Below are 24,562 nucleotides of genomic sequence, written 5' to 3'. Positions count from 1 at the left end.
GCAGAAACGATCAGGTAACAGAGTTTCGGATGTGACGTGGGTTACAGCTGTATTCATACGCTCGAAGCTCGTCGTTCACAGCCCTGACCAGCGCATTGCATCCATTCGGCCGACATCGCCTACCCGGCGATCGTGTGCGGAAAAAAAAATCCCCGGCGTCCCACTATGTGAGACACTCGAACGTATTGGGCGAATACAGAACCGAACGGTCGTCCTGTTTTATCCATCAATGCTGGTTGTACCACTTTTGATCGACTCCAAAACGGACATATGTCATCTGGACACTCGATCAAATTCAGCTGGCCCGCCTGCCCCGCGGGTTACGGTGAGGGGCACCTCGATCAGGAGCAACCAATGACGGCCTCGGCCGACACCATCGCAATCCTGCGCGCCGCACTACCCGACGGATCTGTGACCACGGATCCGGACATCATGGCCGCCTACCGTCAGGACTGGGCCAAGGAACCCGACGCCCCACTTCCCTCCGCGCTCGTCCGGGCAACCAGCACCGACGATGTCCAGGTCGTCATGAAGTGGGCACACGAACATCGGGTGCCGGTCGTGCCGCGAGGAGCCGGCACCGGACTGAGCGGCGGCGCCACCGCCGTCCACGGGGGCGTCGTTCTGAGTACCGAACGCATGCGAGACATCGCGATCGACCCGGTCACTCGGGTGGCTGTCGTGGAACCCGGTGCATTCAACGCCGATGTGAAGAAGGCCGCCGCCGAACACGATCTCTGGTATCCGCCGGACCCCTCGTCTTTCGAAATGTGCTCTATCGGGGGAAACGTCGCCACCAACGCCGGCGGTCTGTGTTGCGTCAAGTACGGCGTGACCACCGACTACGTACTGGGATTGCGTGTCGTGCTCGCGGACGGCACGGCGGTACGTCTCGGCGGCCCGCGACTCAAGGATGTGGCCGGTCTGTCGTTGACCAAGCTGTTCGTCGGCAGCGAAGGCACCCTCGGCGTCGTCACCGAAGCGACCCTGCGGCTGATTCCCGCTCAGGCACCCTCGTCCACGCTGGTCGCAAGCTTCCCGTCCGTGCAGTCCGCCGCCGACGCGGTGCTGGCCATCACCCGCTCGTTACGACCCTCGATGCTCGAGTTCATGGATCGCGTGTCCGTCGGAGCAGTGGAGGACGCGATGCGCATGGGACTCGATCGTGGCGCCGAAGCCTTGTTGATCGTGCGCTCGGACGCGGCCGGCGACGTCGCTTCCCGGGAAATCAATCACGTCGCAGACGTCTGCCGAAACAACGGCGCGGACGACGTCTTCACCACCGACGACCAGGACGAAGGCGAAGCGTTCGCTGCCGCACGTCGTGCTGCGATTCCCGCCGTCGAGCGGTTGGGCAGCATCCTCCTGGAAGACGTCGGGGTGCCGATTCCGGAACTACCCGCCCTCGTGGACGGTATCGCCGCGATCGCCCAGCGCCGCGATGTGACAATTGCCGTGATCGCTCACGCAGGCGACGGCAACACCCATCCCCTCATCGTTTTCGACCCGGGTGACGCAGAGATGGCGCAACGTGCCCGGGTCGCGTTCGGCGAGATCATGGAACTCGCCATCGCACTCGGCGGCACCATCTCCGGCGAGCACGGTGTCGGGCGACTCAAGAAGGCATGGCTGCCCGACCAGGTGGGCGACGACGTGATGGCGTTGACGAGGCGGATCAAGACGGCGCTCGACCCACGCGGGATTCTCAACCCCGGCGCCGTCCTGTGAAATCCACCTCGCACGATTCGTCTCCGTCTGTGCTTCCTTACCACCACGTGGCTGGGCTACAACGTGGTCGGACTGCAACGTGATGTTGCTTCGCAGGATGCTCTGATCGATCCTTCGCACGAATAATCCGTCGCGCCGCCCCGGGCGGCGCTGCTAGCGTCGATTTCACCCCAACCGACCGGGAGGAATCGCCGTGACCGCGGTGGACACGGCCAAGCGCCGCCGACCTCTGCTGCTGCTCAACCTGGCAACACTGGTCTCGGCCACCGGCAACGGCATCGTGATCGTTGCATTGCCGTGGCTCGTGCTGGAACTCACCGGCCGCGCCTCCGATGCAGCGATCGTCGCCGGTGCGACGACGCTGCCGCTGTTGCTGTCCAGTCTGTTCTCCGGGACGTTCGTCGATCTGTTCGGACGTCGGAGGACGTCGATCGTGTCGGACGTCCTGTCCGCGGTGTCCGTAGCGTCCATCCCCATCGTGGCGGCGACGTCCGGCCTCACGGTAACGACGATTGCGATTCTCGCAGCGCTCGGATCGTTCTTCGACCCCGCCGGGATTTCAGCGCGGGAATCGATGCTGCCTGCCGCGACCCGCGCTGCCGACTGGACCCTCGATCGAACCAACAGTGTCTACGAGGCGAACTACAACGTCGCCTACCTGATCGGTCCCGGTGTCGGCGGTGTCCTCATCGCATCCGTGGGCGCGGCAAATGCCCTGTGGGTCACGGCAGTATGTTTCGTTCTGTCGATCGGATCGGTCGCATTCATCCGACTCGAGGACGCTGGTCGGCCTCTGGCCGCGAATCGGCCACGGTCGATCTGGCACGGCACCCTGGAAGGTCTACGGTTCGTATGGAACGACAGGTTGCTGAGGACATTGGCTCTCGTCGACATGGTCCTGGTCGCCCTGTACATGCCCGTCGAGGGTGTGCTCTTTCCCGTGTATTTCACGGAGCTGGACCAGCCGGCACAGCTGGGTTCGGTTCTGATGGCGCTCAGCGTCGGTGGCGTCACGGGCGCTCTGGCCTACGGTCCTGCCGCACCGTATCTTTCACGGTGGAAGGTTCTCATCACCGCGGTGATTGTTCTCGGCCTTGCCATGGTTGCCATGGCGTTCCTACCGTCGCTGTGGGTGATCCTCCTGCTCGCGGCCCTGCAAGGGTTCGTATTCGGGCCGGTGGGCCCGATCGTCAACTATGCGATGCAGACGCGGAGCCCCGAACACATGCGCGGCAGGGTGGTCGGTGTCATGACATCCACGGCATACGCTGCCGGGCCGCTCGGCTTCGTATTCGCCGGGCCGATGCTGGATCGGCTCGGAGTCCAACCGGCGTTCTTTGCGCTGGCGGTGCCGGTTGTCATCCTCGGCGTTGCGTGCCTGGGGTTCTCGAGTCTTCGTGGGCTCGATCCCGACCCCGATACGGTCAGTTGAAGCCCACGACCTCGTCGCCCCATGCGGCGCGCAGTGCGTGGTCGGGGTCCACGACCACCGTGTCGGAACTGTCGATGATCAACGCGTTGCGCGTCTCCTCGTCGTACGGCGGCCAATGCTTCGAACCGTCGATCGCGGCAGGAACCCCGTGCTTCGCGAACGCCAGCCATCTGCGCTGTATCCGCCCCGACACCTCGAGAGCCACTTTGCGGCCACCGATCCAGAATGTGGGGTCGACGTTCAACGTGCCGAAATTGCCGAACACGTACGGCAACTCGGTGGCGTGACCGGCACCCACGCGGGCGGCCTTCAGCATCGGTGTCGCGTGGTCGAACCGGTACATCCACGTCGGCGAATGCCGACTGTGCGCGTCCGCCACCCACAGTGCCGGCATCCGGAACGCTGCGTCGCGTGACATCGCCAATGCACCACTCGGTTTCGCGCGATCCGGGTAGGCCGACAGAATCTCGGCGAGACGAGCAGCGGACAGTTCCGGATGGTCTGCTGCCAGAGCTCGCAACATCTCCTGAACGGCTTCGGCGCTCACCGGAAGCAGCGGTGATCTCATGAACTTGAAGATCGACGCCTCGTCCTTGTTGTAGCCGATGATCAACGGGATCCGGTGCGAGAGTCCCTTCTGGAACGCCGCCACTGGATACTTGGGCAGGAAGTCACGATCGACGACCGGTGCCATCGCCAACGTTCCCGGGATCCTGCTCGGCACCTCGTCCACCAAGGTGTCGCCGGCCGCCACGATCTTCTCGATCGGCAGGTCCCGCAGTTCACCCGCACGATCGGGCGTGAGCTCGAGGATGTCCAGGAATCTCTCGGCCACGTCGGCTGCACGCTCGGCCCCGTACACCGACGTCGCCGGCGGGCTCTGCGCGATCACACGGTGAAACAGCCCCTCCGCGCTCGGGCACGTCATGAGGGTGGTCAGCGAACCAGCCCCGGACGACTCGCCGAATGCCGTGACATTGTTCGGGTCGCCCCCGAAATCTGCGATGCAGTCACGAACCCACTCGAACGCAGCCACCTGGTCCCGCAAACCACAGTTGGTGTCGAAGCCGGCACCGGCGGTCGAGAACGACGACAGGTCGAGAAATCCGAGTGCACCGACGCGGTAGTTGATCGTCACCACCACCACGTCACCGCGTTCGGCCAGTAACCGTCCGTCGTAGATCGCCTGTGCGGAGGAACCGAGGCAGTAGGCGCCTCCGTGGATCCACACGAGCACCGGGCGCAGCGATCCGTCCGGTTCGGGTGCCCATACGTTCAGGGAGAGGCAGTCCTCGTCGTAGACCAGATGCGCATCGATCGGGACGGCCGTACTCGCCCCTTGCGGTGCCATCGGACCGAAGTCGCGACCGTCGCGTACCCCCTCCCACGGAGCCGGCGGGGCCGGAGCCCGAAAGCGGCGAGCGCCTACCGGCGGCGCCGCATATGGAATTCCTTTCCACGCGAACACCGGTTTCTCGTCACCCTCGTGGGCGTATCCGCGCACATCCCCATCGCGAGCGTGAACGATCGACGTGACGTCCGGTCCGGTTGCCGACACGAGTGAATCTCCTAACGCGAGGCGTGCAGGGAATCTTCTCGTCAACGTATCAACTCGGGGACGCGCCGAGGCCCGCACCAGGCGAAGGCTGTTATGGTCTCCTGGTTCTGACACGGGGTGCTCCGCGGACGCGGGGCTGAGATCACACCCGGGAACCTGCTCAGGTAATGCTGACGAAGGGATTGTCGAAGCTGTGAACACTTCTGCCCAATCGACGGGAACGGGAGCTTCCCGTTTCACCGACCACCTCTGGGATGCGGCACGTCTCGTCCGCGAGGGGATCGACGACCTCGAATTCCTCCGCAAACTGGGCGACGGCACGTTGCCTCTCGACGTGTTCCGCACCTACATCGAACAGGATCTGCTGTACCTCGACCGGTACTCGAAAGCGCTGTCGATCCTCGCCGCGCACGCACCGAGCGCGGAGGCCACCGGTTTCTGGGCCGGCGCGGCCGCACAGACGGCCACCGTGGAGGCTGCACTTCACCGAGACCTGCTCAGCAGTGGAGTTCTCCCGGAAGCGACCGGTGAACCGATTCCCTCACCGGCATGCCTCGCGTACACGTCGTATCTGACCGCAACGGCGGCAACCGAACCGTATGCCGTCGCAGCAGCGGCCGCACTGCCGTGTTTCTGGATCTACGCCGATGTCGGCACGAGGCTGGCTGCCACAGCCCAAGAGGTGCTGGCAGCCGATCCGTCTCACCCGTACGCACGCTGGGTCACGACGTACGACGCGCCGGAGTTTCACGAGGAGGTAGCAGGCGCACGACGGTGCGTCGACGCCGCCGCCGACCACTCGACACCTGCTGTCCGGAGCGCGATGACCGAGGCATTCGTCATCGCCGCCCGGTACGAGCTGATGTTCTGGGACGCACCGCTGAGCCCACAGAACTGGCCGGCGTCGTGAGGTCGCGTTCGACCCTGCGTCGAGTTGTCGCGGCGATCACGGTCCTGGTCACAGTCGGCTCACTCACCGGCTGCGGTGGTGGCGCACAGTCGGAGAACACCATCCGCTTCGCGCTGGACTGGACCCCCAACACCAATCACACGGGTTTGTTCGTCGCGCAACAGAAGGGATGGTTCACCGACGCCGGTCTCGACGTCCGTATCCTGCCCTACAACAGCACGCCTCCCGACACTCTCGTGGACTCGGGTAATGCCGAGTTCGGGGTGAGTTTCCAGAGTTCGTCGGTGTTCGCGAAAGCGGCCGGCGCACAGACGGTGTCCGTCATGGCACCGCTGCAGCACTGGGCGACCGGCATCGCGGTGCGGGCAGACCGCCCCGACATCACCCGGCCTCGTGACCTCGACGGGAAGGTGTACGCGGGCTTCGGCAACCCGGACAGCGAGGCGACGTTGCGCCAGGTCATCCGTAACGACGGCGGCACAGGCGAGTTCGAGTCGGTCACCCTCGGCACGTCGGCATACGAGGCCGTGTATTCCGGTGAGGCGGACTTCACCGTGTCGTTCTTCGCGTGGGAGGGCATCGAAGCCGAACATCGTGGCACTCCGATGACGTACTTCGAGTACACGGATTTCGGGTTTCCGGACGCATACGCGCTGATCATCGAGGGCAACCGGCCGTGGCTCGAGGCACACCCGGACAAGGCGGACAAGTTCGTCTCCGCCCTCCATCGTGGGTACACGTTCGCGGCAGAGCAGCCCGAGGAAGCCGCACAACTGCTGATCGAGGCCAACCCGGGTGCGTTCTCGGACGAGGACCTCGTCTACGAGAGTCAACGCATGCTGTCGGCGGACTACATGCGTGACGAGGCCGGGCGAATCGGGTGGCAAACCCTCGAACAGTGGACCGGCTACTCGAAGTTCCTGTTCGACCGCGGATTGCTCACCGGCCCCGACGGATCGCCGCTCACCGTCGAACCCGACTGGTCGACCTACTTCACCAACGAATACCTGCCCGGGCCCTGATGCCGACCAGCACAGCGCGAATTCGTTCGAGCGCCGCCGGGCCCGCCGACTCCCGTATTACCGCAACCGCGATGCGGACGGTGTTACCCGCCCTCGTTGCAGCTGTCGTGCTGATCGCCGCCTGGGAGACCTACGTGGCCGTATCCGGGATACGGCCGCAGGTCCTGCCGTCGCCGACACGTGTGCTCGAGCAAGGGTGGGCAGCCCGGGACAGCATCGCGATACATGCGTCGGCCACCGTGCAGGTCACGTTGCTCGGGTTCGCAGTCTCACTCCTGTGTGCCTGGGTCTTCGCGGTGGTCGCAGACTTCTCTCCGTGGCTGCGGCGCGCACTGCTGCCGCTGTTCGTGATTTCGCAGACCCTGCCCATCATCGCGATCGCGCCGCTGATGATCATCTGGTTCGGGTTCGGTGTACTTCCCAAAATTCTCGTCATCGCGCTGGCGACGTTCTTTCCGATGACCATCGGGCTGATCGAAGGGTTCGCCGCTGCGGACCGTGACGCGGGAGCACTGCTGCGCAGCATGGGCGCCTCGAGGTGGCAGGAGTTTCGTTACGTGCGACTGCCATCGGCAATTCCACGATTCTTCACGTCACTGCGTATCGGCATCACGTACGCGGTCGTGGCTGCGGTGTTCGCCGAATACGTCGGCGCCACCGAAGGGCTCGGCATCTACATGGCGATGCAGAAGAACTCGTTCCGCACCGACCTCGTATTGGCTGCCGTGGTGGTGACGGCACTGCTCAGTGTCACGCTGTATCTCGCGACGTTCGCACTCGAACGGGTTGTGGCGCCCTGGGCCCGAGACGAGCGGAGTCGTCATGAGTGACCAGTCGCGGGTGGACGTATCGCACCTCGACAAATCGTTCCCGATCCGGGGCGGCTCGAGACAGGTCCTGGACGGGCTGTCGTTCCATGCGCTCCCCGGCGAGTTCGTATCGGTCATAGGACCGTCGGGCTGTGGGAAGAGCACAGTGTTCAACATCCTGGCCGGACTGGATACACCGGATGAAGGCACGGTCGCGATCGGTGGTACACCCGTCGAGCCGGCGGGCAGCGGCCACGCGAAGTGCGCGTACATGCCGCAGAAGGATCTGTTGTTTCCGTGGCGGACAGTTCTCGACAACACCACCCTGGGGCTCGAAGTCCACGGAGTTGCGCGCAAGGAAGCACGTGAGCGGGCTCGCGCGTTGTTTCCCGTGTTCGGCCTCGCCGGGTTCGAGGATGCCCGACCCTCCCAGATGTCCGGCGGCATGCGCCAACGGGCGGCCGTACTACGCACCGTAGTTCAGGAATTGCCCCTCCTGCTCCTCGACGAACCGTTCGGCGCGCTCGACTCGCTGACCCGCACCGAGATGCAGAACTGGCTCCAACAGGTATGGCAGGAATACCGATGGACCGTCCTCATGATCACCCACGACATTCGTGAGGCCGTCTACCTCTCGGATCGTGTCGTCGTCCTGTCTGCACGTCCGGCAACTGTGCGACGGGAAGTGCAGGTCGATCTGCCTCGACCGCGGGATATCGGGGTCATGACGTCACCCGAGTTCGTCGCGATCGAACACGAGTTGCTCGAGATCCTGCACGAGGAGTCTCGGAGAGCGCTTGCAGCACAGGAAACCCCGCTCTGAAGGGTGGTTTTCGACGTTTCGCGCGTATCGAATCGGTAACCGAGAACTGACCGACCTGGACTTTTGGTTGAAAACGGTCACTTTCGCATCACGGCGGCCATCCGAATGGGCGCTGCCCTGTAGCGTCCGAGTCCGGAGGTCCGATGTAGTTGTCAGAGAACGAATTGTGGTGGATATCTACGGAAACACGACCAGAACGGAGAGGGCGATGACTACCTCTGCATTCGAGCTGTGCCCCGCACCCGTCCCCGTGACTCGCCAGTTGTTTGCCGGCACATCACCGCAAGCGCATCTCTTGGCGGCGATACTTCGGCGCACCGTGAAGCCGTTCCTGGACACCTGGGCGCGGCGGCCGTACCTGCCGTGGCCTACAGACCTCGTCGACTTCGCAGGACGCTCGTTGCCGCCGGTGAAGGGCACCTCCCGGCGGTCCATCAAGCTCGCGAACTGCCCGGCCGAGTGGATCACGCCCTCGACCACCGCCACTACTGGTCGTGAGCGTGCGATCCTGTACTTCCACGGCGGCGCATTCTTGTGCTGCGGCATCAACACTCACAGGCAGATGGTGTCGCGTATCGCCACGGAATCGGACGCGCGCGTACTCAACGTCGCCTATCGCATGCTCCCCCATGATCCGATCCGGGCCGCAGTCGACGACGGTGTGGACGGCTACCGTTGGCTACTCACGCACGGATACTCCCCGGATCGGATCGTCCTCGCCGGCGACTCCGCGGGTGGCTTCCTCACGTTCGCGGTCACCCTCGAGGCCATGCGGCAAGGCCTGCCACGGCCGGCGGCAAATGTGGCGCTGTCACCGCTGACAGACCTCGACCCGACGCGCAAACTCGCACACCCCAATGCCGGCACGTGTGCAGTGTTCCCACGCCGCGCTGTTCCGGTGCTGTCGACCATGATCGAGGAGCTCGACACCCGCAGCGGCACCGATCCCACCGTCTCGCCGGTCGACGACCTACTGGTGGACATGCCATCGGCCCTGATCCAATCCGCCTCCGAGGAATTGACCTACGTCGACGCGGAGCTGATGGCCGAGCGCCTGGCGGCCGCAGGAGTGCCCGCCGAACTGCAGGTGTGGGAGAACCGAGTACACGTGTTCCAGGCCGCAGCGGGGTTCCTGCCCGAGAGTTCGCGTGCTATCGAGGAGATCGGCCGGTTCGTCAAGCGATCGACCACCGCTCGAATCGCTGCTGCCTGAGGCTCGGTCACGAAGCTCGCGCCACCCGCCTCGGGCCGGCACCGAAAGTGTCCGAAGCGCTTCCGCCCCGTCGTGCGCAATCGCGCCGCATGCAAAGCGACTTACATCACATTCGCTCGCGCAAATGGTGCCTTCACGTAGCCGGACCCCTATCGTGTACGCGACTCACCGGCCGACGACGGGTAGGGAATGAAGGACAGGAATGTGGCGATCGGCGCCCTCGCGATCGCAAGCTTCTCGGTGGTTTCGGGGCTCATGGTGGGCGCTGTGGGCGGCGCCTTCGGCACCGAGACCCGAACCGTCGAGGCTCCCCCGCTGGTCCAGGTCGGATTGCAACAGGCCAGCAGGCCGCAGTCCCCGACAGCTGAACAGGTGATCGTGCCACCGTCACCGACGTGGAAGGTCGCGGCCCCGACCACACCTCGGCCGAAAACCACCACTCCGAGCCCGGCACCTGTACCGGTGGCGTCGGAGCCATCGTCCACCGACGAGACGCCCACCACCACTGCCGACCCGACGACCACGTCGGTTCCGGCCACGACCAGCGCTCCCGAGTCCTCGTCTGCAGACGAGGACTCGTTCGCCGACGCAGCATCGGATGGATCGGCATCCGACCCGACCATCACCATGCCGACCATCACCACGCCGCCCGTCACCACACACTGGTCCGACGACTCCACACCGGAGGGCTGACCCTCCCGCCTGTAGGCTGACGTTCCGCCGGATTGGGGGGATTCCATTCCGGGACGCGTCGCCTCGAAGGAAAGGCTGGGGATGGAGAACCTTCGTCACGCCGCATGGGACCACCACGCGATCAAAGCCGCGGTCGACGCTGTGGATCCGTCCGCTGCTGCCGCCGTCTCGCAGGCGTGGACCTCGATCGGGCGTGAGTTCGACACCGCGATCGACCGGTTCCGCGGGACCGTCGAAACGGCTACCGCCGCCGGCTGGCGTGGAAGCACGGCCACAGCCGCCACCGAATCCGTCACACGATATGCGGCCGACCGTGCGCATGTCGGGGCGAGTTTCGCCGACACCGGCACGGCGATCGGGCAGGTGGTCGCCGGCGCCGAATCGATTCGCACCGCCATACCCGCACCCGTCGACCGTCCGGAGGGATGGGTGCGTTCCATGCCCTGGATGTGGGACGCCGACGAAGCCGCGGACGTGGCCGAGCAGTCCGCGAAGGCCGCGATGGAATCGACGTACCAGCCGGTGCTGCTGAACGCCACGACATCGGTGGCAGCCGTCGCGGTACCCGACATCGCGGGATACGAACAGGGCCCCAACGGCATTCACGGTGTCCCGGCATTCACATCGAGCTCCACCGAAGATCCGAACCTGCCTCGTCGCCTTCCCGACGATACCGGCGACAGTGTTCCCTCCCCCGCTGGAACACCCGGCGGAGCGATGGCAGGCGGCGTCCTGGCCGGTGCCCTCGGAAGCGGTGCGGCACAGTACGCACGTCACGTAGTGGCGACGCATCAGGGCACGGATTCCGACGCTCCCACCGGCACACCCGAACCCGAGGCCGTCGACCCGCCCGAGGACGAAACCGAACCTCCGACCTTCCTGGTGGAGGTCGACGAAGGCAGCGCCATCGTCGGAACACTCCCGCCCGCTTCGCCTCCGGTGATCGGCGGCTAGGAATGGGTAGGTGGACCCTGTCCAGTGCTCAGTTCTCGGCGCTCTGGACACGGACGGGCCAAGATCGGATCCCCTATCCGTTCGCCGTGCCGAGCCCCGCGGCGACGGCCGCCGAACATGACGTGCAGCAGAACACGATTCGTGAAACGTTCGACGGGCCCGAGCACGACCTTCTCGCTGCCGCACTTCTGCTGATCGCAGAACCCGATCTCCGCATCGAGCTCGCCGGGCAGGTGAGGTCGGCACCGCTGCGTGTCATCGGTGCGATGGACGGCCACCACGGCATCGTCGCATTGCAACACCCAGGCCGGACATCGAGCACCGGTGGGGACGTGGTGATGCTCGGCTGCGAACCCTACGACGTCGCACGGCAGGTTCTCGCACAGATCCCGAACACCGATCCGGGCAGGTACCGAGGCGTGCAATTTCGCCGCGACGATGCCGCACCGGGAAGCGGCGTATTGCGCAGTCCGGCGGCAGAGCACGCGCTCCGGCCGGTCGCCGATCTACTGGACCGCCCCTCGATCGGCGAGGGGGTGGTGAAAGTCGTGTCGGGACCGAGGCACGCGGCCGTCACCCGTGGCGGTGCGTCCTGGCGCGATATCGATGCCGACGGCCGCTACATCGTGTTCGGGACCGACACGGTGACCGTGCAACCGGGCACGTCTTGGGATCTGTTGGACGTCCTCGATCGACTGACCGGAACACTGTCGGCGGGACAGGCACGCTGAGTCTCGCCTGTCGGACCGAACCACTAATGTGGACAGACACGAAGGAGGTGTGACCGGTGACCGATTCCGCAGATTTCGAGGCCGACACGTTCGATCTCGATACCAACGTCAACCAGGCGTGGGCAGACTTTCAGCGCCGTCTTGCCGATCACATCGCCGTCATGCAACAGGATGACCTTCTGATTCTGGAAGCCGGTTTCGGTGACGTCGACGCGCAGCGATCGATGCCGTACGTGCAGTACCTGGTGTGGGAAGGAAACATGGTGCGTTGCGAGGTTCCTTCCAACGACCTCCTGCACCCCGACCGCGCGCTGAGCGATTCCGACCAGACCTATCTCACCGAGCTCGGCTGGGCGCGGCCCACGCACAGCCTCGAGGTGGACGACGACAAAGGCTCACCGTCGTTCTTCGTCGACAAGAGTCAGTCCTGGTCGGACCAACTGGCAGCCATGACGGTCGCCGCGTTCCGCGACGTGTGGGGTGTCACTCACCCTGCCTTCCTCGAGAGCGTCGAATCGGGAAACGGTGACGCACCGTTCGAGGTGCTCGCGCCCGCCGACAGTCTCGTAACACCGCTCTCTCCCACAGCCCCTGTCGTACCGCACGATTCGGCACATCTGAAGGCGTTGGTATCGAGAGCGCTCGTATCACTGTTGGGAGTTGCACCACAGCAAGATCCCGACGGCGACATTCCGGTGCGCGTGGGAAACACCATCATGTTCGTGGGGCAAATCGCCGATACTCTCGATATTCAATTGTTCGCACCGCTGGTCGACAACATTTCCGATCGGACCCGCGCGTGCGAGCTCGTCGCCGACCTCAACCGTAAGTGGCTGCGTATCAAGTTCGTTCTGGTCGACGATCGACTGTCCGGTTTCGTCGAACTGCCCGGAAACCCATTCGTGCCACAGCACCTCACCGATCTGTGCCGCACGTTCAGTCAGTTCCTGAAGACGGTCGATCATGCCTTTGCCGAAAAGTTCGGTGGCAATCTGTTCTTCGACCGCAGCACGTCGCCGTCCACGGAGGTGGACCTGACTGCTGACGAACTTCCTGCCGAACTGAAGACCCTGCTGCATCTCGATCCGCGGGGCGACGGCACTGTCGACGCGGCGGTTGTCGCGGAAGTGTGCGGGCACGATCGGAGCCGGATTCTGGAGCTGCTCAATCTCGCTCATCTGTGGCAAAGCCAATTGCAGCAATCGTCGAAAATGGCTGCCGAGGACGAAGATCTCTCGATGCGCGATGCCTTCGAAGCGCAAGCCGCATCGTGGCGCTCGATGATGGACCTTCTCCGCGGCGCGCTACGGACCGTCGTCATCCCAACCGACACAACCGAGTCCGAATCCACCGCCCGCAACGAACAAGCCGGATCGTCCACCGATCCAGGTGAACCGACTCTCTTCGACGACCCCTGACCACCCCTGTGCGCGCGTAGCGAGGGCAGAGACTCCGGTGTTGCCTCACGTCAAGATGACCACGCACAACCCTCACTCGCACGCTGTTGGTGATTACGAAGTTGTCCACAGTCTTTCCAGCAGTCTCACTCGCGGCGGCTCCGCCGGATAGCGTCGCTCCCACACGATTTGCCGATCGCGTCACACTGGGGGTGGAAGATGAAGCCGATTCGCTTGGAACCGGACGTAATCGCGAAATGTCAGTCGATCTGTGACGGAATGCTGGATCAATTGAGATTGGCATCGGACCGAGCACAGGACCTGACGACCATCTCCGGATTCGGCACATTTACCACTGCCCTCGAATTGCAGTCCGGGTATCAGAACAAGTTCACCGGCGACCCCACATCCCTGGTGGAGCGCCTGCAGCAGTACACCCGCGCCGTCATCGAGATGCGCACCGCGTTCTCGGAGGCTGGGGCCGGATACCGGGATTCCGACGATGCCATTCACCGAAGTCTTGCGTCGCTCGACAGTTTGGCGTCACTCGACACCGAAAGGGCATGACCGGTGCCCGGATCCATCACGAGACAAGACCAACTGGCCAGAACCGAGCGAGTGCTCGCCCGCCGACTCGGTGGCGAGACCGACCTGCCGTACGTGACAACGACAGAGAACTTCTTCGGGTGGGACCACGAAGAGATGTACGAGGCTGTCCAGTCCATCGACAGCACTCGAATCCGTCAGGTCGCCGAAACCCTCAACGACATTGCCGGGCTGGTCCCGTTCGGACTGGGCGTGGCCTTCCTGAAGGCAACCATCGATGCCGGTTGGGAAGGCGACGCGGCCGATCGTGCCCTGGAAGCAGCCCAGCGGCTCGGCGATCAGGGGACCGAGTTCCGTGACGGCATAGCCGCTGTCGCGGTGAAGCTGCACCGTCTCCACTCGTACGTCGACGACATCAAGATCGCGGTGCCACCGCCGGACACTTCCACCGAAATGTCCCTGAGTGGCTCTCGGCAGCAGGCCGTGCACGAAGCCCGCGAAGACGCCCGGCAAGCGGCAGCGCTTGCGCTCACCAACCTGTACTCGCCCTCGTATCGTGATGCGGGCACCGACGTACCGGTGTTCCCGGCGCCCCATACGGCCGTCGCGAGCGGCTCGGACGGCACGATTTCTGTACCGGCGGAGGAGTCGAACCTCCTTCCCGGCGAGGAGAAGAAACCCTTTGCCGATGCGTCGGGCACGACCACGACGCCGCCACTCGCCGACGCCGCGACCACAACCACGACGATCGTGAGTACCGTGACCGAGGTTTCCGCTCCGCCTACGACGGCCGGCGCCTCTGGAATTGCGCCGAGCCCTCGGCCAGTGGTGACACCCGAGCACACGGTATTCCGATTCGTGGGAACACCATCTGCGACCATGCCGAGTCGCGCTCCGGAGACCACTGCCCGCTCCGATTACAGCACAGCACGTTTCGACGCAAAGCCCGTGTACGATTCAGCGCTGCCCCCGACATCCACACCGCCCAGTGTTCAGGGCGCCTCGGTCACACGTCCTGTGAGCACCGGAGCTCCAGGTGGTGTTCGGACGCCCGGCGACCAGCCACCGGTCGGAGTCCCTCCGCGCTCCTCGGCCGCCGTCGCTTCGGCCGCGAATACGACGATGTCGCAGCCCGCGTCATCTCGGCCGGTCACACCCATGGGCGGTCATGTGATGCCGCTCGGTGCGCGCGGCATGGGACGCAGCGACGACCCCGAGCACTCGACACCCAGCTACCTGGTCAGCGTCGACAACGGAAATGCGTTGATCGGGCGGATCGATCCTGTAGGACCGCCGGTGATCCGCTGATGAAGGCATCGGTGACCGCCGCCCAGTTCATGAGATGGTGGGAGGCCACAGATCTGGACCGAATGCCGTATCCCCTCCAGTACCGATCCGGATCACCGACGCCGGACGAGCATCCACCCGAACTCGAACTGCCCGAGTGGATCGGAGCCCTTCGCTATCCCGACCTGTCGGTCACGGTGTACGCGCCGCACATCGACAAGAGTCCAGCACTCAGACGTCGCGGATGCGTACGTGGCGACCTTGCCGTTCTGGCTGAGCAACTCCCGGGCGGTTCCGCGTCTGGCGATATTCGTATCGGTACCAGTCGTATCGGACAATCGCGCGGTATCGCCGAGCTCGCCCGGGGACTCGTCGGCGATCTTCACGACTGTGTGGCCGGAACGGTGGGCGCTCTCACCGCCCACCCCGACGACGTGCAGCCGTGCGATACCCCATCGCGCTCGTTTCTGCAGAGTGCGGTGCCGTCTCAGGCCGAGCGTATGCGTCGTCTTCTCGGGCATCCACGTTCGGGTATCGGCTACGTCTGCATACGCGGGGCGCGCAGCGGTCTCGAGGAACCGCTTGTCGACGAGTTCACTTGGCTCGATGTCGTCGGCGATGGCCGTTACCTTCACCGTGTCGACCACGCCGTGCATCTACGGCCGGTGTCTCCGATCGACGTGTACGAGGAACTACTGCGACGGCTGCAGACGGTGACCACCAGCTAGTCGGGGCGTGGCCATTCGTTGTCCTCGAGGTTCTCCACGGACCTGTTGAACTTGTCCAGCAACCGGCGAAACTGGGCCAGCTCGGCTGCTTTCCAGCTGCCGACAACTCTTCCCACGCCCTCGGTGCTCAGGCGTCTGTCCTCGCGCAGGAGATCGAGACCGTGTTCGGTGGCGACGAATTTTCGGGCTGCTCCGCCCTCCGGGTCGAGGGCGCATTCGACGAGGTTCTGACGGACCATCGAACGGACCTGGCGGTTGATCGTGGAGATGTCGAGGCGGAGCGCTTCGGCGAGTTCTCGGAGACTCATCGGGGATTCGAGTTGCAGTCTGCTCAGCAGTATGTACGCCGACCGTTCGAGCACGTGACCCTTCCGATGCGTGCGCGCCATCAACGAGTGCCGTGAGAGCAGCATCAACTCGTACTCGAGGGCAGTGAGCGAATCGGCCCCGGCGCCTTCCTCGTCTGCCACGCACTTCTCCTCACTCGACAGTGTGCATCATGCACACAATGTGTACGATACACATCGTTGCTTTCGGTCAACGCTGTCCACCGAAGCCAGTTCGTGCACTTTATCGAAGTCAGGTAGGGGAACCTCGTGTCCACAATTGCACCCGAGACGGGCGAGACCGCGAAGCCGGCGCGACCTCCCGGCGTCATCATCGCTGTACTCGCGCTGTGCGGGATCGTGGTTGCACTCATGCAGACGTTGATCGTTCCGCTGGTCCCGATCCTTCCCCAGATCCTGAATGCCTCGGCGGCGGACGCCTCCTGGGCGATCACCGCGACACTGCTCGCCGGGGCGGTGATCACCCCGATCTCCGGACGGCTGGGCGACATGTTCGGCAAGCGCACCATTCTTGCGCTGAGCCTCGTCTCCCTGATTGCCGGTTCGGTGATCTGCGCACTCAGTTCGTCGCTGCTGCCGGTGATCGTGGGTCGCGCACTGCAAGGCACGGCCATGGGTGCGATCGCACTGGGTATCAGTATTCTGCGCGACGAACTGCCGACCGAACGGGTCGGTTCGGCAATGGCGATCATGAGCGCGACCCTGGGCGTCGGCGGGGCCATCGGAATGCCGGTCGCTGCCACGATCGCCCAGAAAGCCGACTGGCACGCCTTGTTCTGGGTATCGGGTGCGCTCGGTTTGTTGTCGCTGGGCCTCGTCCTCGCCATCATCCCCGAGTCACCCGTACGCACACCCGCGCGCTTCGACTACATCGGCGCGGTCGGGCTCAGTGCGGCCTTGATCGCTCTCCTTCTGGCCATCACCAAGGGTGGCGACTGGGGCTGGACGAGCACGACAACCCTGGGGCTCCTGGTAGCTTCCGTCGCGATCTTCGTCGCATGGGGCTTCTACGAGCTGCGGACCGACGCCCCGCTTGTCGACCTGCGAGTGTCGTCACGTCCGCAGGTGCTGTTCACCAATCTGGCCTCGATCTCCACCGGGTTCGCAATGTTCGGCATGTCCCTCATTCCGACGCAGATCCTGATGGCACCAACCGCTTCGGGCTACGGGCTGGGTCTGTCGATGATCGAGGCCGGACTCGTGCTGGCGCCGGCCGGACTGGTGATGTTCTTCTTCTCGCCTGTGTCGGCACGAATCTCCGCCGTGTACGGACCTCGCATCACGCTGGGCGTCGGCGGTGCGGTGATCGCGGCCGGGTACGTCGTCATGTTGCTGCTGCGGGGCAGTGTGTGGGAGATCATGATTGCCAACATGATCGTAGGTGCGGGCATCGGAATCGCCTACGCGGCCATGCCGGCACTCATCATGGGCGCGGTCCCGATCACCGAAACGGCAGCCGCGAACGGTCTGAACTCCTTGATGCGGGCGGTGGGTACGTCGGCCTCGTCCGCAGTCGTGAGTGTGATTCTGGCGCACATGACCATCGAGGTCGGGCCGGTGCTCCTGCCGTCGCCTGCGGGATTCGATGCCACGATCGGCATCTCCATCGCGGCCGCCGCGGTGACGCTGCTGTTCACTGCACTGATCCCCCGCACTCCCCCTGTGCGTGCGTAACGAGTCGCTGGACTCGTCAACCGCTCACAGGCGAAGCCTCCACAGGGAGGTGATCTCACCGCGACGGGCCACATGCAGCGGGTCGGTTCGATCGTTCACCTTGGTGTGGGTGGGCCGAACGTCGAGCCGATCGACGACGATGAGACCTGCGTCGGCAATCCAGCCGAGAAGCTCGTCCCGTGAGCGCAGACCCAGCCGCTCCGCGATGTCGGACAGGATCAGCCAGCCCTCGCCGCCGTCCTCGAGGTGGTCGGGCAGGCCGGTCAGGAATCGTCGAAGCATCGTGCTGTTCGGGTCGTAGACGGCGCGCTCGATGGGCGACGTCGGTTTGGCCGGTAGCCACGGCGGGTTGCACACCACCAACGGTGCGCGGCCGGTCGGAAACAAGTCGGCACGTTCGATGGTGACGTTCTCGCCGTACCCGAGGTCTTCGATGTTCCGTGCTGCGCATGCCAGAGCATTCGCATCCAGATCGGTGGCGATCACGGTCTTCACGCCGCGTTTCGCCAGCACGGCCGCCACGACGCCGGTGCCGGTGCCGATGTCGAAGGCGAGTTCGGTCGACGGCAACGGGGCCTGTGCCACCAGGTCGACATACTCTCCCCGTATCGGTGAGAACACCCCGTAATCCGGATGGATGCGTGCGCCGAGGGCGGGAATCTCGACCCCGCTCTTCTGCCACTCGTGTGCGCCGATTGCACCCAACAGGTCGCGCAGCGACGACACCGAGTCCACGTCGACGGGCCCGTGGGCTGCGAGCATCGCCTGGCGAGTGTCGGGTGCCCGCCGCAGGTCCAGCGACTGGTCGGCATCGAACTGCATCACCAGCATTCCGAGTATTCGGGCCCGGCGCGACTGCGTCTGGCGATGCAGGTGGAACGCGGTGGCGGGATCGTCGGACCCCTTGCGGTGCTTCTTGTCGACCCGCTTCGCGATTGCTACCGAGAGTTGACGCGCATTCTGGTAGTCGCCTCGCCACAGGAGCGCCGTTCCCTCGCATGCGAGGCGGTATGCGTCGTCGGCGCGCATGGAGTCATCGGCGACGACGACCTTCTTCGGTGCGCGTGCACCGCTGGTAGATCGCCATACCGCGGAGCGTTCGGAGCCGTCCTCACTCCACCGGACGAACTCTGTCTCCATTGCTCAACCCTATGCCCCTGTGAGTGAGTAGCGAGTGCAGGGACTCCTTTGGCGCGCACCGGGCGACCCTTGTGCGATAGTTTCTTGACATGAGTGAAAGTCAGGGACGAATCGCGTTCATCCAGGCAACGTGGCACCGCAACATCGTCGATCGTGCACGCGAGGGCTTCACCGACGAGATCGTGTCGCTCGGTTTCGCGAACAACGCCCTCGACTACTTCGAGGTTCCCGGCGCTTTCGAGATCCCGCTGCACGCACGACGCCTCGCACTCACCGGACGGTACGCCGCCATCGTCGCTGCCGGTCTGGTCGTGGACGGCGGCATCTACCGGCACGATTTCGTTGCCACCGCCGTCATCGACGGACTGATGCGCGTGCAGTTGGACACGGACGTTCCTGTGTTCTCCGTGGTCCTCACACCGCATCACTTCCACGAGCACGACGAGCACATCGACTACTTCACCCAGCACTTCGTGAAGAAGGGTGCGGAGGCCGCACGCGCCGTCGACACCACATTGGCCTCGCTGCGCGCACTGCCGACCGAGTAGGTCAGCTCGCCTGGATTTGGCGATTACGTAGGTAGATCGTCCAGAAGACCGGTGCCAGAACGACACTGAGAATGGTGACGACGACGCGGACTCCGACCGGCACGCCGCTGAAAGGTGTGGCCACGAGGGACACGGTGAAAAGGAGTGCGCCGATCAGCGGCCAGTGACGTATCCCGAATTCGCGTACGGATTCCGCCGCAGACAGCGCGGCGGCCATCGCTGCCGATGGAGTCCTGTCGACGGTGTTCACAGGTGCCGACCTGCGCGTTTCGATGCGAGAATCCATCAGGGCGCGGGCGCGCCCGTCGATGGGTGTCACCTCGCCGGTCCGGTCGAACACGAACAGCGCGATCCTCACCGAGTCGGCGTACGCCTTCGCGGATTCGGTGTAGTCGGCACCGGAGAAATAGACGAGTGCGCGTCGGTGGTCGAGGCCCCGCGCTCCGTACAGGTTCTCGAGGTCGTCCTTGTCGGCAATGCCCCCACGCCACTTCACCTGCGCGTAGGCCCGCTGGGAGTAGACGTCGATTCCACCGTCGGGACCACCGGGAAGCGCGGTCGCATCCACGAATCCGAAATCGCGCATCTTCGCGGCCGCATTGATCTCTGCTTCCGCAGCCGTCCGTACAAGTGTCACAGCAGTGCCTCCCCCGTTGCAAAAATGTTTCTCTTTCGAAGGTACATCGTGATCTGACGTTTTCGGGTTACCGGAGTGCGAGCAACGTCACATACCAGTACCTCGCTACCGATTCGCACTCTACCCTCCCGTAAGGGTAGGTTTCCGTGCCGATGACTACGCAGCAGCTCGAGACGCAGGTCCGAGACGAGGGATCCGTGCGCGCCGCACTACGGTCGCCTCGTCGACTCAAGACCGAAATCCTCGCCGGCATGGTGGTGGCCCTGGCACTGATCCCGGAAGCCATCTCCTTCTCGATCATTGCCGGCGTCGATCCTCGTGTCGGCTTGTTCGCCTCCTTCACCATGGCGGTGACGATCGCCATCGTCGGTGGGCGGCCGGCGATGATTTCCGCAGCCACCGGGGCGATCGCCCTGGTCGTCGCACCCCTGTCGCGCGAATACGGAATGGACTACCTGATCGCGGCGGTCCTGCTCGCCGGCGCCCTGCAGATAGTCCTCAGCCTGCTCGGTGTCGCGAAGCTGATGCGATTCATTCCGCGCAGCGTGATGGTCGGCTTCGTCAACGCGCTGGCGATCTTGATCTTCATGGCGCAGCTTCCGCACCTGATCGACGTACCTGGGTTGGTGTACCCGATGGTCGCGGTCGGTTTGCTGATCATCGTCTTTCTGCCGAAGCTGACCAGCGCGGTCCCCTCGCCCCTGGTGGCCATCGTGGTGCTCACGGCCGCCACGGTCGTTTTCGCGTTGAACGTCCCCAACGTCGGCGACCAGGGCGAGTTGCCCTCGAGTCTGCCCTCGTGGCTGATTCCGGACGTGCCGTTCACCGCCGAGACGCTGTCGATCATCGCCCCCTACTCGTTGGCGATGGCGCTGGTCGGGTTGTTGGAATCACTGATGACCGCCAAACTCGTCGACGACATCACCGATACGCACTCGGACAAGACCCGTGAAGGCTGGGGTCAGGGTGTCGCGAACATCGTCACCGGAATCTTCGGCGGCATGGGCGGCTGCGCGATGATCGGCCAGACCATGATCAACGTCAAGGTCTCCGGGGGGCGGACTCGAATCTCCACATTCCTTGCCGGTACCTTCCTGCTGATCCTCGTCGTCGCCCTCGGTGACGTTGTCGCCTTGATTCCGATGGCCGCCCTGGTGGCGGTGATGATCATGGTCTCGGCCGGTACTATGGATTGGCATTCGATCGCGCCGAAAACGCTGCGCCGCATGCCGCGAAGCGAAACCCTGGTGATGCTCGCGACCGTTGTCGTCACGGTCGCGACACACAACCTCGCCTACGGCGTCATCGTCGGCGTCGTCACCGCGATGGTGCTCTTCGCCCGCCGGGTGGCGCACGTGACCGAGGTCGTCGACATTGCGCACCCGGACGAGAACACGCGGGTGTACGCGGTGCGCGGCGAGCTGTTCTTCGCGTCCAGCAACGACTTGATCTACCAGTTCGACTACGTCGGTGACCCGGACAACGTCGTCATCGACTTGTCCGATTCACACATCTGGGATGCCTCCACCGTCGCGACGCTCGACGCGATCACCAACAAATACGCTGCCAAAGGAAAGAACGTGGACATCGTCGGCCTCAACACCGCATCGTCGGAGCGGCATGGGCGCCTCAGTGGCCGGCTGGGCGGCGGCCACTGACATCATGGCGGGACGCGAGGAGGGAGTCGGTGAGGATGACTGACGAGACGACGGGTCGGCACATACAGATCGGTGAGGTTGCCGAGCGCACGGAGCTGTCGATCAAGACCATTCGCCATTACGACGAGGTCGGCCTGGTCACCCCGTCCGAACGCAGCGCGGGGGGTTTCCGTCTCTACACGGACGCCGATGTGCAACGCCTGTTGGTGATCCGCCGGATGAAACCACTCGGCTTCACCCTGGACGAAATGCGGCAACTCCTCGAATCCCTCGAAACCCTGGCCGACGACATGCCCGGTACGGAGCAGGCAGCAGCGCAGGCCTTCGTGACCGAATGCCATGCGCGCGCAGAGGAAAGCTGTCGCAAACTCCGGAAACAGGTCAGCTACGCCGAAGAGCTGACGGCATTGCTCGCCGACCACGCCGGGCCCCGATAGCAGTCGAAGCTCAGAAACCGACCTTGGCGTAATCGACGGTCAGCCAATGCTCGGGACGCATCCGGATGATGACGGCCTTGTCGTTGAACATCTGCTCGAGAAACTGCGTCGTGTCCTCTTCGGACAGGTAACGCCGCACCAACGGTCGCACGTCGTCGACGGTCGGCGCCTCCTGAAACTCGGCGGGCCCTTCGACGCTGACATAGCTGTACGGCGGGGCCTCGTTCTGCACGACCAGGCTGTAGCGACCGCTCGCACGAATCAGTTTTTCTTTGACCGTGCCGTTCTCGGTCCACACCCACACGTGTCCGCCAGGCTCGTAGAGATACCAGATCGGCACGGCCAGGGGCGCCCGGCCGTCCCGGTCGACGGCGATCACGCCCACATGCGGATCTGCCAGAAACTTCTCACGTTCGGATGTGCTCATGCTGGTGGCCGACACGATGAACTCCGCTCTGTCGAGCCTTCAGGCTGAAGGCTGTTCCATTTCTCGCTTGAGGTTGCGCAATGTGATGTCGATGTTCTTCCGCTGGAAGTCGGCGAACACCTTTCCCCGCGTGGCGATCTTGTCGAACGTGTCGGCGACGAAATCGGGCCAGGATGTGCGGTCGTCGATCCAGGTCTCGGTGACGCGGGTCCCCCCGTCGACGGGTTCGAAGGCGTACTTCCAGGTTGCGATCGGAGCCGAGATGCGTGGCGATTTCACACCGATGGCACGCACCTTGAAGGCGAACACCTTCCCCGGTTCCGCCGCGGTGACCGTGCAGCGAGTGGTCCAGGTGAATGCGCCGCGCTTGTTGTGTCCGTCGAACGTCATCCCCACGTGGGCCGCGCATCCGTCCGACGGGACGGTGGCACCTGTGTTCTCCGGGCTCCACTTCCCCATCAGGGACGGATTGCTGACCTGGGCATAGATTTCGTCGGCGCCGACGTTCACGACGATACTGTCCGACACGGTGAGGGTCCGTGGCATGCAACAACCTCCTTCGGTCACCACAAGCGTAAGGCCCGGTACCGACAAGTTAGCCTCACCTGCATAAACGTCCGGCTGCGCGGGTTCGTACGGTGTGATCATGGACACCGTCTACAACATTTTCGTGGTTGCACATCTGCTCGGTATGGCCGCTGTGGTCGGCGGTTATCTGGCGGTACTGAAGGCACCGGCCATCAGTCCGGTGATCTTGTGGGGCGCCCGGGCACAGTTCGTCATCGGGCTGATCCTGGTGGGTCTCGGCGAGGCGGTGGTCGACAAGGAATACGACCACGCAAAGATCGCGGTCAAGTTGATCGTCGCGCTTGCCGTCGTCGCATGCGCCGAGATCGCGAACGGCAAGCAGAAGCGCGGTGAGGGTGCGCCGACGCTGGTGCACGTGGTCGGCGGCCTGGCCATCCTCAACACCCTGATTGCCGTGCTCTGGACCTGACCCGGGCACCTTCCACTGCGACGCGGAGATAACGTGGAAGGAACGATTCGGCGGAAGGCGCAGTTTTGAGTACCGGTGACAGACTCGAGGGCGATTTCGGCGCGGAGATCGAAGCCTGGGACATCGACAGCCCGGAGATGGTGACTCAGTTCGGTCGTATTCGCGGTGAGTTCACCCGATTCATGATGTCCTACCAGTTCGGGATCGCCGAGTTGATGACGAAGATCAACATCCTCAAGGACGAGTTCACGCATATTCATCAGTACACGCCGATCGAGCACGTCAACTCACGGTTGAAGTCGCCCGAGTCCATTATGCGCAAGGCGATCCGCCGGGGCATTCCGTTCACCCTCGACGACATCAAGGCCAATCTGACCGACATCGGCGGTGTCCGGATCACCTGCGGGTTCATTCGCGACACCTACCAGGTGGCGGAACTGTTGATCAGCCAGTCCGACATCACCGTCCTGGAGGTGAAGGATTACATCGAGAACCCGAAGCCGAACGGATACAAGAGCCTGCATTTGATCGTCGAGGTTCCGGTGTTCCTGAGCGACCGCAAGCACGCGGTGTGCGTGGAGGTGCAGATTCGCACCATTGCGATGGACTTCTGGGCGACCCTCGAGCACAAGATCTACTACAAGTACGACCGCGCTATTCCTGCTCCGCTCCTCGAGGAGCTCACGGAGGCCGCGGAAGCCGCCAGTCAATTGGACAGGAAGATGGAGCGCCTGCACGACGAGGTGTCGAAGCTCAAGGCCGACGCCGCACCGATCGCCGAGCAAGTGGCCTCACCCATGCCTTCCGAGCTCTTGGAATTGCTCAGACGTCAGCAACAGGATCCCGACTGACCACGCTGCCTGCCG

Annotated in this window: 26 protein-coding genes; 19 read left to right on the top strand and 7 right to left on the bottom strand. The window is 64.1% G+C overall.

From position 1 onward, the window contains the following. Positions 1 to 354 precede the first annotated feature (354 nt). Both ACZI8Q_RS06960 and ACZI8Q_RS06955 read left to right on the top strand, forming a co-directional pair. Entirely contained in the window at positions 355 to 1,728 is a 1,374-nt protein-coding gene (locus ACZI8Q_RS06960; protein ID WP_463372770.1) for an FAD-binding oxidoreductase, read from the top strand. Positions 1,729 to 1,921: 193 nt separating this feature from the next. Then, positions 1,922 to 3,160, top strand: coding sequence for an MFS transporter (locus ACZI8Q_RS06955; RefSeq protein WP_463372769.1), 1,239 nt, complete (start codon positions 1,922 to 1,924; stop codon positions 3,158 to 3,160). Here ACZI8Q_RS06955 and ACZI8Q_RS06950 read toward each other — a convergent pair. After that, complete coding sequence (locus tag ACZI8Q_RS06950) at positions 3,153 to 4,718, bottom strand: carboxylesterase/lipase family protein (RefSeq protein ID WP_463372768.1); 1,566 nt, start codon at positions 4,716 to 4,718, stop codon at positions 3,153 to 3,155. The genes ACZI8Q_RS06955 and ACZI8Q_RS06950 overlap by 8 nt on opposite strands. Positions 4,719 to 4,911: 193 nt before the next feature. On the opposite strand from ACZI8Q_RS06950, the gene ACZI8Q_RS06945 reads away from it, so the two are divergent. The 5 genes from ACZI8Q_RS06945 to ACZI8Q_RS06925 all read left to right on the top strand — a co-directional run bounded on the left by ACZI8Q_RS06945 (position 4,912) and on the right by ACZI8Q_RS06925 (position 9,495). Next, a complete protein-coding gene (locus tag ACZI8Q_RS06945) occupies positions 4,912 to 5,628 on the top strand; it encodes a TenA family protein (protein ID WP_463372767.1) in 717 nt (238 codons plus the stop codon). Then, the gene (locus ACZI8Q_RS06940) at positions 5,625 to 6,650 is read left to right on the top strand and encodes an ABC transporter substrate-binding protein (RefSeq protein ID WP_463372766.1); all 1,026 of its coding nucleotides are present in this window, start codon (positions 5,625 to 5,627) and stop codon (positions 6,648 to 6,650) included. Before ACZI8Q_RS06945 ends, ACZI8Q_RS06940 begins: the two co-directional genes overlap by 4 nt. Then, the gene (locus ACZI8Q_RS06935) at positions 6,650 to 7,480 is read left to right on the top strand and encodes an ABC transporter permease (RefSeq protein ID WP_463372765.1); all 831 of its coding nucleotides are present in this window, start codon (positions 6,650 to 6,652) and stop codon (positions 7,478 to 7,480) included. The genes ACZI8Q_RS06940 and ACZI8Q_RS06935 overlap by 1 nt, the downstream gene beginning before the upstream one ends. Further along, the gene (locus tag ACZI8Q_RS06930) at positions 7,473 to 8,282 is read left to right on the top strand and encodes an ABC transporter ATP-binding protein (protein WP_463372764.1); all 810 of its coding nucleotides are present in this window, start codon (positions 7,473 to 7,475) and stop codon (positions 8,280 to 8,282) included. Before ACZI8Q_RS06935 ends, ACZI8Q_RS06930 begins: the two co-directional genes overlap by 8 nt. Positions 8,283 to 8,490: 208 nt before the next feature. Then, positions 8,491 to 9,495 carry an alpha/beta hydrolase gene (locus ACZI8Q_RS06925; RefSeq protein ID WP_463372763.1) on the top strand — a complete coding sequence of 335 codons (1,005 nt, stop codon included), beginning with the start codon at positions 8,491 to 8,493 and terminating at the stop codon, positions 9,493 to 9,495. Positions 9,496 to 9,644: 149 nt separating this feature from the next. Here the strand turns inward: ACZI8Q_RS06925 and ACZI8Q_RS06920 are convergent, their stop codons facing one another. Beyond that, positions 9,645 to 10,175: a hypothetical protein gene (locus tag ACZI8Q_RS06920; protein WP_463372762.1), complete on the bottom strand. Its 531-nt coding sequence runs from the start codon at positions 10,173 to 10,175 to the stop codon at positions 9,645 to 9,647. 94 nt (positions 10,176 to 10,269) lie between these two features. Here ACZI8Q_RS06920 and ACZI8Q_RS06915 point away from each other — a divergent pair, with 94 nt between their 5' ends. The 6 genes from ACZI8Q_RS06915 (at position 10,270) to ACZI8Q_RS06890 (ending at position 15,831) form a co-directional block, all read left to right on the top strand. After that, positions 10,270 to 11,142, top strand: a complete 873-nt coding sequence (locus ACZI8Q_RS06915) for a WXG100 family type VII secretion target (RefSeq protein WP_463372761.1) — start codon at positions 10,270 to 10,272, stop codon at positions 11,140 to 11,142. 2 nt (positions 11,143 to 11,144) lie between these two features. Beyond that, positions 11,145 to 11,873 (top strand): ESX secretion-associated protein EspG, encoded by a 729-nt coding sequence (locus ACZI8Q_RS06910; protein ID WP_463372760.1) that lies wholly within the window; start codon positions 11,145 to 11,147, stop codon positions 11,871 to 11,873. 56 nt (positions 11,874 to 11,929) lie between these two features. Further along, positions 11,930 to 13,291, top strand: a complete 1,362-nt coding sequence (locus ACZI8Q_RS06905) for a T3SS (YopN, CesT) and YbjN peptide-binding chaperone 1 (protein ID WP_463372759.1) — start codon at positions 11,930 to 11,932, stop codon at positions 13,289 to 13,291. A 270-nt stretch (positions 13,292 to 13,561) separates the two neighbouring features. Beyond that, positions 13,562 to 13,837, top strand: coding sequence for a hypothetical protein (locus tag ACZI8Q_RS06900; RefSeq protein WP_463372758.1), 276 nt, complete (start codon positions 13,562 to 13,564; stop codon positions 13,835 to 13,837). Positions 13,838 to 13,840: 3 nt separating this feature from the next. Beyond that, positions 13,841 to 15,124, top strand: coding sequence for a WXG100 family type VII secretion target (locus ACZI8Q_RS06895; protein WP_463372757.1), 1,284 nt, complete (start codon positions 13,841 to 13,843; stop codon positions 15,122 to 15,124). After that, on the top strand, positions 15,124 to 15,831 hold the full coding sequence (locus ACZI8Q_RS06890) for an ESX secretion-associated protein EspG (RefSeq protein ID WP_463372756.1): 708 nt from the start codon (positions 15,124 to 15,126) through the stop codon (positions 15,829 to 15,831). Before ACZI8Q_RS06895 ends, ACZI8Q_RS06890 begins: the two co-directional genes overlap by 1 nt. On the opposite strand, the gene ACZI8Q_RS06885 is transcribed toward ACZI8Q_RS06890, so the two are convergent. Next, a complete protein-coding gene (locus ACZI8Q_RS06885; RefSeq protein WP_463372755.1) occupies positions 15,828 to 16,301 on the bottom strand; it encodes a MarR family winged helix-turn-helix transcriptional regulator in 474 nt (157 codons plus the stop codon). The two genes, ACZI8Q_RS06890 and ACZI8Q_RS06885, sit on opposite strands and share 4 nt — an antisense overlap. 126 nt (positions 16,302 to 16,427) lie before the next feature. Here ACZI8Q_RS06885 and ACZI8Q_RS06880 point away from each other — a divergent pair, with 126 nt between their 5' ends. Then, positions 16,428 to 17,852, top strand: a complete 1,425-nt coding sequence (locus ACZI8Q_RS06880) for an MFS transporter (RefSeq protein WP_463372754.1) — start codon at positions 16,428 to 16,430, stop codon at positions 17,850 to 17,852. A gap of 24 nt (positions 17,853 to 17,876) precedes the next feature. On the opposite strand, the gene ACZI8Q_RS06875 is transcribed toward ACZI8Q_RS06880, so the two are convergent. Next, complete coding sequence (locus tag ACZI8Q_RS06875) at positions 17,877 to 18,992, bottom strand: methyltransferase (RefSeq protein WP_463372753.1); 1,116 nt, start codon at positions 18,990 to 18,992, stop codon at positions 17,877 to 17,879. An 89-nt stretch (positions 18,993 to 19,081) separates the two neighbouring features. On the opposite strand from ACZI8Q_RS06875, the gene ACZI8Q_RS06870 reads away from it, so the two are divergent. Then, the gene (locus tag ACZI8Q_RS06870; protein ID WP_463372752.1) at positions 19,082 to 19,540 is read left to right on the top strand and encodes a 6,7-dimethyl-8-ribityllumazine synthase; all 459 of its coding nucleotides are present in this window, start codon (positions 19,082 to 19,084) and stop codon (positions 19,538 to 19,540) included. A gap of 1 nt (position 19,541) precedes the next feature. Here ACZI8Q_RS06870 and ACZI8Q_RS06865 read toward each other — a convergent pair whose 3' ends face one another. Beyond that, positions 19,542 to 20,177 (bottom strand): restriction endonuclease, encoded by a 636-nt coding sequence (locus ACZI8Q_RS06865; RefSeq protein WP_463372751.1) that lies wholly within the window; start codon positions 20,175 to 20,177, stop codon positions 19,542 to 19,544. A gap of 152 nt (positions 20,178 to 20,329) precedes the next feature. On the opposite strand from ACZI8Q_RS06865, the gene ACZI8Q_RS06860 reads away from it, so the two are divergent. Together ACZI8Q_RS06860 and ACZI8Q_RS06855 are read left to right on the top strand one after the other, a co-directional pair. After that, positions 20,330 to 21,835, top strand: coding sequence for a SulP family inorganic anion transporter (locus ACZI8Q_RS06860; RefSeq protein WP_463372750.1), 1,506 nt, complete (start codon positions 20,330 to 20,332; stop codon positions 21,833 to 21,835). A 35-nt stretch (positions 21,836 to 21,870) separates the two neighbouring features. Beyond that, entirely contained in the window at positions 21,871 to 22,272 is a 402-nt protein-coding gene (locus tag ACZI8Q_RS06855; RefSeq protein ID WP_463372749.1) for a MerR family transcriptional regulator, read from the top strand. A gap of 10 nt (positions 22,273 to 22,282) precedes the next feature. Here the strand turns inward: ACZI8Q_RS06855 and ACZI8Q_RS06850 are convergent, their stop codons facing one another. Both ACZI8Q_RS06850 and ACZI8Q_RS06845 read right to left on the bottom strand, forming a co-directional pair. Then, positions 22,283 to 22,714: a pyridoxamine 5'-phosphate oxidase family protein gene (locus tag ACZI8Q_RS06850; protein WP_463372748.1), complete on the bottom strand. Its 432-nt coding sequence runs from the start codon at positions 22,712 to 22,714 to the stop codon at positions 22,283 to 22,285. A gap of 24 nt (positions 22,715 to 22,738) precedes the next feature. Beyond that, complete coding sequence (locus tag ACZI8Q_RS06845; protein WP_463372747.1) at positions 22,739 to 23,245, bottom strand: SRPBCC family protein; 507 nt, start codon at positions 23,243 to 23,245, stop codon at positions 22,739 to 22,741. Between the two features lie 100 nt (positions 23,246 to 23,345). Between ACZI8Q_RS06845 and ACZI8Q_RS06840 the strand changes: the two genes are divergently transcribed. Together ACZI8Q_RS06840 and ACZI8Q_RS06835 are read left to right on the top strand one after the other, a co-directional pair. Then, complete coding sequence (locus tag ACZI8Q_RS06840; protein WP_463372746.1) at positions 23,346 to 23,696, top strand: hypothetical protein; 351 nt, start codon at positions 23,346 to 23,348, stop codon at positions 23,694 to 23,696. Between the two features lie 137 nt (positions 23,697 to 23,833). Next, a complete protein-coding gene (locus ACZI8Q_RS06835; RefSeq protein ID WP_463372852.1) occupies positions 23,834 to 24,547 on the top strand; it encodes a GTP pyrophosphokinase in 714 nt (237 codons plus the stop codon). Positions 24,548 to 24,562: the final 15 nt, after the last annotated feature.

It is taken from the genome of Rhodococcus quanlei, from assembly GCF_055231015.1.
Note: the sequence above shows the minus strand (reverse complement) of the source record. Positions and strands in the feature narration are given on the sequence as shown.